Origin of the sequence: Embleya sp. AB8, from assembly GCF_049739465.1 — a bacterium.
Taxonomy (GTDB): Bacteria; Actinomycetota; Actinomycetes; order Streptomycetales; family Streptomycetaceae; genus Embleya.
Map to the genome: position 1 here is coordinate 1 of NZ_JBMHHY010000067.1, position 1,320 is coordinate 1,320.

1 rRNA gene is annotated in these 1,320 nt (G+C 57.0%); it reads right to left on the reverse strand.

The features are described 5' to 3' along the window. Positions 1–58 precede the first annotated feature (58 nt). Positions 59–1,320: ribosomal RNA gene (locus ABIA38_RS45045) — 23S ribosomal RNA — on the reverse strand; the annotation flags it as partial.

Sequence of the window (1,320 nt, forward strand, 5' to 3'; positions counted from 1 at the left end):
AACGGGTTCCCCGAAACCGATTGCGGTTCGGGAACCACACAGTGGACGCGTAGCAACTGAGGACAAGTCCTCGGCCTATTAGTACCGGTCAGCTCCACCCCTCACAGGGCTTCCACACCCGGCCTATCAACCCGATCGTCTCTCGGGGGCCTTACCCAACCGAAGTTGGTGGGAGTCCTCATCTCGAAGCAAGCTTCCCGCTTAGATGCTTTCAGCGGTTATCCCTCCCGAACGTAGCCAACCAGCCATGCCCTTGGCAGAACAACTGGCACACCAGAGGTTCGTCCGTCCCGGTCCTCTCGTACTAGGGACAGCCCTTCTCAAGACTCCTACGCGCACAGCGGATAGGGACCGAACTGTCTCACGACGTTCTAAACCCAGCTCGCGTACCGCTTTAATGGGCGAACAGCCCAACCCTTGGGACCTACTCCAGCCCCAGGATGCGACGAGCCGACATCGAGGTGCCAAACCATCCCGTCGATATGGACTCTTGGGGAAGATCAGCCTGTTATCCCCGGGGTACCTTTTATCCGTTGAGCGACGGCGCTTCCACAAGCCACCGCCGGATCACTAGTCCCTGCTTTCGCACCTGCTCGACCTGTCGGTCTCACAGTCAAGCTCCCTTGTGCACTTACACTCGACACCTGATTGCCAACCAGGATGAGGGAACCTTTGGGCGCCTCCGTTACCCTTTAGGAGGCAACCGCCCCAGTTAAACTACCCATCAGACACTGTCCCTGATCCGGATCACGGACCCAGGTTAGACATCCAGCACGACCAGAGTGGTATTTCAACGACGACTCCCACGACACTGGCGTGTCATGCTCACAGTCTCCCACCTATCCTACACAAGCCGAACCGAACACCAATATCAAACTATAGTAAAGGTCCCGGGGTCTTTCCGTCCTGCTGCGCGAAACGAGCATCTTTACTCGTAGTGCAATTTCACCGGGCCTGTGGTTGAGACAGTCGAGAAGTCGTTACGCCATTCGTGCAGGTCGGAACTTACCCGACAAGGAATTTCGCTACCTTAGGATGGTTATAGTTACCACCGCCGTTTACTGGCGCTTAAGTTCTCAGCCTCGCCCCGAAGAGCTAACCGGTCCCCTTAACGTTCCAGCACCGGGCAGGCGTCAGTCCGTATACATCGTCTTACGACTTCGCACGGACCTGTGTTTTTAGTAAACAGTCGCTTCTCGCTGGTCTCTGCGGCCACCACCAGCTCGGGGAGTAAATCCCTCCACCGGCAACGGCCCCCCTTCTCCCGAAGTTACGGGGGCATTTTGCCGAGTTCCTTAACCACAGTTCACCCGAACGCCT